Origin of the sequence: Lutibacter sp. (assembly GCF_013139515.1) — a bacterium.
In the GTDB taxonomy this organism is placed as follows: domain Bacteria; phylum Bacteroidota; class Bacteroidia; order Flavobacteriales; family Flavobacteriaceae; genus Lutibacter.
The window spans coordinates 1-8,288 of the sequence record NZ_WTAR01000101.1 but is presented as its reverse complement, the minus strand read 5'-3'; the positions used below and the strand labels follow the sequence as shown (position 1 = coordinate 8,288).

The following is an 8,288-nucleotide window of genomic DNA, read 5'->3' as shown; positions in this document are numbered from 1 at the left end:
GCTTTAATTTCTATTTCAGCTTTATTAAAGTTAACAGTTGCATCAGCAACAACCACTTCTCCTTCAATAACCTCTACATCAAAACACTGTGTAAATGTTTGACCCGCAACCGAAATACATAAATTATATATTCCAGGTTCTAAAGTATCAACTTTAAAATCATCATTTTTGGTAAATGATTCAGAAGGAATTCCATTAATCGTAGTGGTATATGTGTAATCTTCTATTGCCGAAATTAATATTTGTCCGTTGTCTTCATCTGGACACGTTTCACTAATAACTTCAACATTAAAATTATCTGAAACTAAAGCGAAACAACCTGTTGCATCAACTGTAGCGCCTGGAGTTGTTGTTAAACATACATCTAAACTGTTTTGAACACCGTCATTATCGTCATCTAATTCTCCAGTCCAACATCCGTCAGCATTTACAACTTCCCCTGTTGGTGTCGCAGTACATACATCAATACTGTTTTGAACACCGTCATTATCGTCATCCAATTCTCCAGTCCAACATCCATCAGCATTTACGGCTTCTCCTATTGGAGTCGCTGTACAAACATCAAGACTGTTTTGAACACCGTCATTATCATCATCTAATTCTCCAATCCAACATCCATCAACATTTACTGTTTCACCTGTTGGTGTATTTGGACATACATCTAAATTGTTCATTACACCATCACTATCATCATCTAATTGACTGTCTGAACACCCATCAGCATCCACTACTTCTCCTGTTGGAGTTGCAGCACATACATCAAGACTATTTTGAACACCGTCATTATCGTCATCTAATTCTCCAGTCCAACATCCATCAACATTTACTGTTTCACCTGTTGGTGTATTTGGACATACATCTACATTGTTCATTACACCATCACTATCATCATCTAATTGACTGTCTGAACATCCATCAGCATTCACAGCTTCTCCTGTTGGAGTTGCAGCACATACATCTAAACTATTTTGAACACCATCATTATCATCATCTAACTGTCCGTTTGAACATCCGTTTGCATCCACAACTTCACCTGTTGGTGTATTTGAACATAAGTCATCAACATTTAAAACTCCATCACCATCAATATCTGTATTATCATTATCTGCTGTAATTTCAAAACTATCAACAGTCCACCTTGTTGGTTCTCCGTTAGAATAATATTTAAAGGCAAAATAAACAGAGCCTGTAATTGTACTAATATCTACATCACTAAACATATAAACTTCTTCAGTACTACTACCATTTGAATGTGTTGGAATATTTATACCTGGCACTGGTGTCCAAGTATAATTTCCAGGATTACTTGCCCCATCATAATTAGAAGAATACACTAATTCTAATTCTGAAGAACCATAAGCAGCATCTGTATAAAAACTTATTTTTTCACCTGTGTCTGTATCAAAATTAATTGGTGTTTTTGTAACCAGCCAATCTTTACTAGGTACATCTTCTTGGTATCCATTAATCCCATAGGAACCTGAGTTATTTTCTCCAAACATTCCATCATTACACTCCCAGTTCATATCACTTGCTTCGTTATAAGCGAAAAAGTTAAAATTATCACAGTCTTCAAAATATTCTTCAAATAACATTTTAGGACCTTCTAAAGTTGTAGTGCTAAGTATTGTACTAAATTCTGAAAGGTTTGAGGCCGCATCTCTTGCTTTTATAGTTATATTGTAAGTTGTATTTTGACTTAAATTAACAATGGGTGTTGAAGTTGTTACTGTAGATTGTAAATAAACACCATTTAAATACACAAAATAATCATAGACACCTTCATTGTCTGTTGAAGCTGTCCAGCTTACATCAAAAGATTCATCTGTTATATTTGATGCAGCTAAATTTGTTGGTGCAGTTGGAGCTTCATCATCTGAAGAACCTGTTGACCACCATAAATCTTCTGCTTCTAATCCTCCCCAAATAATAGTTGCTAAATATGGATTATCAATAAATGGGTTTCTATTTCCTTGAATTCCTTCGGTTACTGGATTTCTTTGTCTTTCAAAATCTGAAACAGGATCTTCAACATTCCAAGCTAAAAACAAATCTACCATATTTGGATCTATGGTTAATGTATTTCCAAAACCAACATTATATGGCAAACAACTGGTTTCTGATATTTGATTCCCAGCTCCGTGATAACGCGCATACATATACATAACTATACGTGCAACATCACCTTTCCATTCATCGCCTGGGTACCAACCTCCGTTAGACGTAATATAAGACTCTTGTCCACTTCCATCTGAAAATAATCTTGAACTTCTTGTTGAATTTCGTTGAGAATCAGCTGGTCTTAAATTATGCACATCAGTACCTGGACCAGGTGATCCTGTTTCTAAAGATGGACTTGCTAAAGATTTAGCAAAAACGTGCTCTCTATTCCAAACACCTGTTCCACCTCCTGAATCTTGTAAAGTATTATCTCTAGTTCTATCTGTTGTAGAGTCTCCATCAGCATCATCAAATCCATAAATCAAAAGTACATTTCCACTTATATCTGGATCTACATCTGTCATTTTTAAGACATCCCAAGTATCTGTTGAAGATGACGTGTAAGGAATATCAATATGTGTACTGGTTATTTTAGTTGATAATTCTAAAAATAAATCGTTTCCTGTTTTAGTTAAATCTACATCATTATAATAAGAAGGTATTTGCCCATAAATTATACTAGTAAATAAAAATAAAAAAGTAATATTGAGTAGTTTTTTCACAAATTCTTATGTTTTTTATTAAATTAATTAAGCTAACTACAAACATATTATTTATTTAGCTAAATAAATAATATTGTGAATAATTATTAGGTTACTAAAGTAACAATATTTTAGTACATTTGCTTTCTACTTAAAACTAACTATTATGACAAAAATGATTCATTCTTATTGGGCTTACATTGTATTATTAATTTTAATTTTTGCAGTTGTAAATGCTATTATTGGTTTAAGTTCTAAAAAAGAATTTAAACCTAAAGATTTACGTATTTCATTATTTGCTTTAATTACATCTCATATTCAATTAATTATTGGATTCATTGCTTTTTATACTTCTAATTTTTATACAACTATGCGTAGTGTTGGAATGGGTGAAGTAATGAAAAATAGCGAATTAAGAAAACCTTTAATTGAGCACCCTTTAATGATAATTATAGCTATTGTTTTAATTACTATCGGTTTTTCAAAACACAAGAAAAAAACAACTGATAGCGCTAAATTTAAAACAATTACCATTTTTTATGGAATTGCATTATTGCTAATTCTTGGAATGATTCCTTGGGGTTTATGGTTTTCAAACTAACATAATTTAATCCCCAAACTCAATACGTTTGGGGATTTTTTCTACTTATGAAAAAAATACTTGCATACCCTTTATCTGTTATCTATTATTTCGTTTTTGGAATAGTATTAGTAGTTTTTCATCCAATTCAATGGGTTGCTTTTAAACTAGGAGGTTACAAAGGGCATAAAATAACTGTTGACTGGCTTAACTTTTTTGTGACAGGCTGTTTATATATTTTAGGAACTAAAATTAGTTTTAACAACCCTTACAAATTCCCAAAAAACGTACCGTTAATTATAGTTTCTAATCACCAAAGTATGAACGATATTCCTCCGTATTTTTGGTTTTTGAGAAAAGTGCATCCAAAATTTGTATCGAAAAAAGAATTAGGAAAAGGCATACCAAGTGTTTCTATAAATTTAAGACAAGGAGGTTCTTGTTTAATTGACAGAAAAGACCCAAAACAAGCTTTAAAAGCAATTATCAATTTTGGGAAATACATTGAAAAAAACAACTATTCAGCTATTATTTTTCCTGAAGGCACAAGAAGTAGAAATGGAGAACCAAAACGTTTTTCTGAAAATGGACTTAAAATGTTAGTTAGAAGCGCACCATCAGCTTATGTTGTTCCAATTACCATTAATAACTCTTGGAAATTTTTAAAGTATGGTGGTTTTCCAATGGAAATTGGTGTTCACTTAAAATTTGATGTTCATGAACCAGTTAAAGCTGACTCTATGAAATTTGAACAGCTTTTTGAAAAAGTTGTAACAGAAATTAAATCTAAAGTTGTAGTGTAAAACTATCTTTATCTGCTAAAAAATTTAACTTACTTCTGGTTTCTGAAATGTGATTTTTATTCAATGTAATAATTACAGTTTCTTCTTCTGAATTCACATTATTTTGCTCTTTACCCAAACAATTGTAAACTGAAGAATGTCCGTTATACGCTAAATTATTACCGTCAGTACCAACTCTATTCACTCCAATTGAATAACACATATTTTCTATTGCACGCGCCTTTAATAATGTGTCCCAAGCTTCAATTCTAGCTTTTGGCCAGTTTGCAACATATAAAAGGACATCGTAATTCTCCATATTTCTAGACCAAACTGGAAAACGCAAATCGTAACAAATAAGCGGACAAATTCTCCATCCTTTATAAGTAACTATTAATTTTTCTGTTCCCGAAGCATAAACTTTATCTTCACCTGCCAAAGTAAATAAATGTCGTTTGTCATATTTGTTAATTTCTCCGGAAGGGTGTACAAATAAAAAACGATTATAGTACTTATTATCTTCACAAATAATAACACTTCCAGTAATTGCCGCTTGCGTTTCAAAAGCTAGTTTTTGCATCCATTTTACAGTTTCACCTTGCATTGTTTCTGCAATTTTTTGTGGTTGCATACTAAAACCCGTTGTAAACATTTCAGGCAATACAATTACATCAACAGTTTCAGTAATTGCGTTTATTTTTTTAAAAAACTGAAGTCTGTTTTGTTCAGCATTTTGCCAAACAATATCTGTTTGAATTAAAGCTACTTTTAAATGTTGCATAATATTTCGGCTGCTTTTTTTAAGGTTTCATCTGTTTTTGCAAAACAAAAACGTAACACTTTTGAATCGTACTTATTTTCATTGAATACCGAAATTGGTATTCCAGCTATTTTTTGTTCTTTCGTTAATCGAATCGCAAAATCATAATCACTTTCATCTGTAATATTTCTAAAATTCAATAATTGAAAATACGTTCCTTTTGAAGGTATAAACTCAAACCTAGAATCTTTTAACAAACTTAAAAACAAATCTCTTTTCTCTTGGTAAAAATGGCCTAATTCTAAATAATTTGAAGGTGTTTTTAAATATTCCGCCAATGCAACTTGTGTTGGGTGGTGTACACTAAATACATTAAATTGATGTACTTTTCTAAACTCTTTTGTTAGTTCAGCCGGCGCAATACAATAACCTGTTTTCCAACCTGTATTATGAAAAGTTTTCCCGAAGGAAGCCGTTATAAAAGTTCTTTCAGTTAATGCAGGAAACAATGCTGCAGATTGATGTTTTTCTCCATCAAAAATAATATGCTCATACACCTCATCACTTATCAATAAAATATTTGTGTTTTTCAGCAACGCTTCTAATTGCAACATATCATTTTTAGATAAAACTCTACCTGAAGGATTGTGAGGCGTATTTATAATAATCATTTTCGTATTATAAGTAATCAGTTCTTTAACTTCTTGCCAATTAATTGAAAATTCTTCTGGGTCTAATTGCACCGCTATTGTTTTCCCTCCAAAAAGTTCAATGGTAGGTTCATAACAATCATACGCTGGCTTAAAGATAATAACCTCATCATCTTTTTTAACTGTTGCCGCAATTGCTGTAAAAATTGCTTGTGTTGCGCCAGCTGTAATAGTAATTTCGGTTTCGGGATTGTAAGAAATACCATATAAACTTTCCATTTTTTGAGCAATTATTTCTCTTAAACTAAAAATACCTGGCATAGGCGCATACTGATTTTTTCCACCTACCATTGCCTTGTTAACTAACTGAATAAGTTTGGAATCGCTTTCAAAGTTTGGAAATCCTTGCGATAAATTAAGTGCATCTTCTTTCGTTGCTAATCCACTCATTATTGAAAATATGGAAGTTGGTATTTCTGGTAATTTTGACTGAAATTGAGAATTATATGTCAGCATTTAGTTTAAATTTAGTTTCTAAATTTACTAAATATCATTTGATTCATCTGAAGAAAATTCTAAAATATCTCCTGGTTGGCAATTCAACTCTTTACAAATTGCTTCTAATGTAGAAAAACGAACAGCTTTTGCTTTCCCAGATTTTAATATTGATAAGTTTGCAGGAGTAATTCCTATTTTAGTAGCTAATTCTAAACTCCTCATTTTACGTTTAGCAAGCATTACATCCAAATTTACTATTATTGGCATAATTAAATAGTTAATTGGTTTTCTTCTTTCATGTTTTTTGATAATTTAAATATTTCACTAAGAATCATAAAAAAAATCCCCATACATAACAATAAAATAAAAGGAGTAAAACCAAATGTTATCGTTATATTTTCTTTATAAAAAACTTCGTATAAAATTGAAGGAATCCCCATTATAAAAGAACAAAACACCAACAAAACTCCCATTTTATTAAAATTTTTCAACACTAATTCATCAAATATTTTATGCCGTTGAAAATATTCTAATATTTTTCTAAAGATATATACACAATAGATCAATATTAGATATGATAACATTTCAGTTACTATCAATATTTTAGTTGGAAGACCAATTGATTTTATACTGAATCTACTAATATGAATATCAAAATAATTTGAATTATCAACAAATAAAATATACGGTATAGCTAGCAAAATTATAAGAATAAAAGGTGTTGAAAATATCCAAAATAGGTCAACAATTGTCTTTAAAATATTAAGTTTTTTCATAACAAAAGAATTATTCTATTCAAATATACACAAAATTATTGATAAACAATATTTTTTATCCTAAAAAAAATAATTTCACATCTTTAAACAATAATATTTAAACTTACACCTACCCTATATTAATATGTATACTTAAAATAGAGCTTCAACAAAAAAACCTGTTTCAGAAATGAAACAGGTTTTTAAATATCTAATTATTTATATACTTTAAATAATACTTGCTTTTAAATACTCACGATTCATACGTGCTATATTTTCTAATGAAATTCCTTTAGGACATTCCACCTCACAAGCACCTGTATTTGTACAGTTACCAAAACCTTCTAAATCCATTTGAGCTACCATATTTTTAACACGGTCTTTTGCTTCAACTTTACCTTGTGGTAACAATGCAAACTGAGATACTTTTGCTGAAACAAATAACATTGCACTAGAATTTTTACAACTTGCAACACACGCTCCACAACCAATACAAGCAGCTGCATCCATAGATAAATCTGCATTGTGTTTTGAAATTGGAATAGCATTTGCATCTTGTGTATTTCCTGATGTGTTTACAGAAATATAACCTCCAGCTTGTTGAATACGCTCAAATGCCATGCGGTCTACAATTAAATCTTTAATTACTGGGAAAGCTTTTGCTCTAAAAGGTTCAATATAAATTGTATCTCCATCTTTAAATGTACGCATGTGCAATTGACATGTTGTAATTCCACGATCTGGCCCGTGAGGTTCACCATTGATATGTAATGAACACATTCCACAAATACCTTCTCTACAATCGTGATCAAAAGCAATTGGCACTTCATTTTTTGCAACTAAATCTTCATTTAATACATCCATCATTTCTAAGAATGACATATGTTCTGAAATATCAGTTACTTTATATTCGACCATTTGACCTTTATCTTGAGGCCCTTTTTGTCTCCAAATTTTTAACGTTAAATTCATAATGTCTTCTTATTTATATGAACGAGTTTTTAGCTCGATATCTTTAAATTCTAATTCTTCTTTATGTAAAACCGCTTCACTAGGCTTTCCTGTATATTCCCAAGCTGAAACATACGCGTAGTTTTTATCATCACGTTTTGCCTCACCATCTTCAGTTATATGTTCTTCACGGAAATGACCTCCACAAGATTCTTCACGCTCTAAAGCATCTTTCGCAAATAATTCACCTAATTCTAAGAAATCAGCTACTCTGCCTGCTTTTTCTAATTCAGGGTTCAATTCGTTTAAATCTCCAGGAACTTTAACGTTTTTCCAGAAATCTTCTCTAATATCTTGAATTTCTTTAATTGCTTCTTTTAAGTGCTTTTCATTACGAGCCATTCCTACTTTATTCCACATTACTAAGCCTAGTTTTTTATGGAAATAATCTACAGAGTGTGTTCCTTCATTATTGATAAAGAAATCTAATTGATCTTTAACAGATTTTTCAACTTTATCAAATTCAGGAGAATCAGTTGGAATTGCACCCGTTCTAATATCATCGGCTAAATAATCACCAATAGTATAAGGTAATACAAAATAACCATCA

The 8,288-nt window shown here is 31.1% G+C and carries 8 protein-coding genes and 1 pseudogene; 2 read left to right on the top strand and 7 right to left on the bottom strand.

Features of this window, described 5'->3' with window-relative positions; translation table 11 throughout:
- Window positions 1-2,723 (bottom strand): endonuclease (locus GQ540_RS09440; RefSeq protein WP_291800388.1); only part of this gene is annotated, 2,723 nt, incomplete at its 3' end.
- A 145-nt stretch (window positions 2,724-2,868) separates the two neighbouring features.
- On the opposite strand from GQ540_RS09440, the gene GQ540_RS09435 reads away from it, so the two are divergent.
- Both GQ540_RS09435 and GQ540_RS09430 read left to right on the top strand, forming a co-directional pair.
- Window positions 2,869-3,303: a hypothetical protein gene (locus tag GQ540_RS09435; protein WP_291800386.1), complete on the top strand. Its 435-nt coding sequence runs from the start codon at window positions 2,869-2,871 to the stop codon at window positions 3,301-3,303.
- Between the two features lie 47 nt (window positions 3,304-3,350).
- Entirely contained in the window at window positions 3,351-4,085 is a 735-nt protein-coding gene (locus GQ540_RS09430; RefSeq protein ID WP_291800384.1) for a 1-acyl-sn-glycerol-3-phosphate acyltransferase, read from the top strand.
- Here the strand turns inward: GQ540_RS09430 and GQ540_RS09425 are convergent.
- The 6 genes and pseudogenes from GQ540_RS09425 to GQ540_RS09400 form a co-directional block, all read right to left on the bottom strand.
- Window positions 4,069-4,848, bottom strand: a complete 780-nt coding sequence (locus tag GQ540_RS09425; protein WP_291800390.1) for an amidohydrolase — start codon at window positions 4,846-4,848, stop codon at window positions 4,069-4,071. The two genes, GQ540_RS09430 and GQ540_RS09425, sit on opposite strands and share 17 nt — an antisense overlap.
- Window positions 4,833-5,990: a methionine aminotransferase gene (locus GQ540_RS09420; protein ID WP_291800383.1), complete on the bottom strand. Its 1,158-nt coding sequence runs from the start codon at window positions 5,988-5,990 to the stop codon at window positions 4,833-4,835. Before GQ540_RS09420 ends, GQ540_RS09425 begins: the two co-directional genes overlap by 16 nt.
- 27 nt (window positions 5,991-6,017) lie before the next feature.
- Complete coding sequence (locus tag GQ540_RS09415; protein WP_291800381.1) at window positions 6,018-6,239, bottom strand: helix-turn-helix transcriptional regulator; 222 nt, start codon at window positions 6,237-6,239, stop codon at window positions 6,018-6,020.
- Between the two features lie 2 nt (window positions 6,240-6,241).
- Window positions 6,242-6,748, bottom strand: coding sequence for a DUF2975 domain-containing protein (locus GQ540_RS09410; RefSeq protein WP_291800379.1), 507 nt, complete (start codon window positions 6,746-6,748; stop codon window positions 6,242-6,244).
- Between the two features lie 207 nt (window positions 6,749-6,955).
- Entirely contained in the window at window positions 6,956-7,699 is a 744-nt protein-coding gene (locus tag GQ540_RS09405) for a succinate dehydrogenase/fumarate reductase iron-sulfur subunit (RefSeq protein ID WP_291800377.1), read from the bottom strand.
- A 9-nt stretch (window positions 7,700-7,708) separates the two neighbouring features.
- Window positions 7,709-8,288, bottom strand: a pseudogene (locus GQ540_RS09400) (fumarate reductase/succinate dehydrogenase flavoprotein subunit); the annotation flags it as partial.

What these genes read in the sequence shown, in the direction of transcription:
- GQ540_RS09420 (WP_291800383.1), bottom strand. Translation starts at nt 5,990, where the DNA reads ATGCTGACATATAATTCTCAATTTCAGTCAAAATTACCAGAAATACCA.
- GQ540_RS09415 (WP_291800381.1), bottom strand. Translation starts at nt 6,239, where the DNA reads ATGCCAATAATAGTAAATTTGGATGTAATGCTTGCTAAACGTAAAATG.
- GQ540_RS09410 (WP_291800379.1), bottom strand. Translation starts at nt 6,748, where the DNA reads ATGAAAAAACTTAATATTTTAAAGACAATTGTTGACCTATTTTGGATA.
- GQ540_RS09435 (WP_291800386.1), top strand. Translation starts at nt 2,869, where the DNA reads ATGACAAAAATGATTCATTCTTATTGGGCTTACATTGTATTATTAATT.
- GQ540_RS09405 (WP_291800377.1), bottom strand. Translation starts at nt 7,699, where the DNA reads ATGAATTTAACGTTAAAAATTTGGAGACAAAAAGGGCCTCAAGATAAA.
- GQ540_RS09430 (WP_291800384.1), top strand. Translation starts at nt 3,351, where the DNA reads ATGAAAAAAATACTTGCATACCCTTTATCTGTTATCTATTATTTCGTT.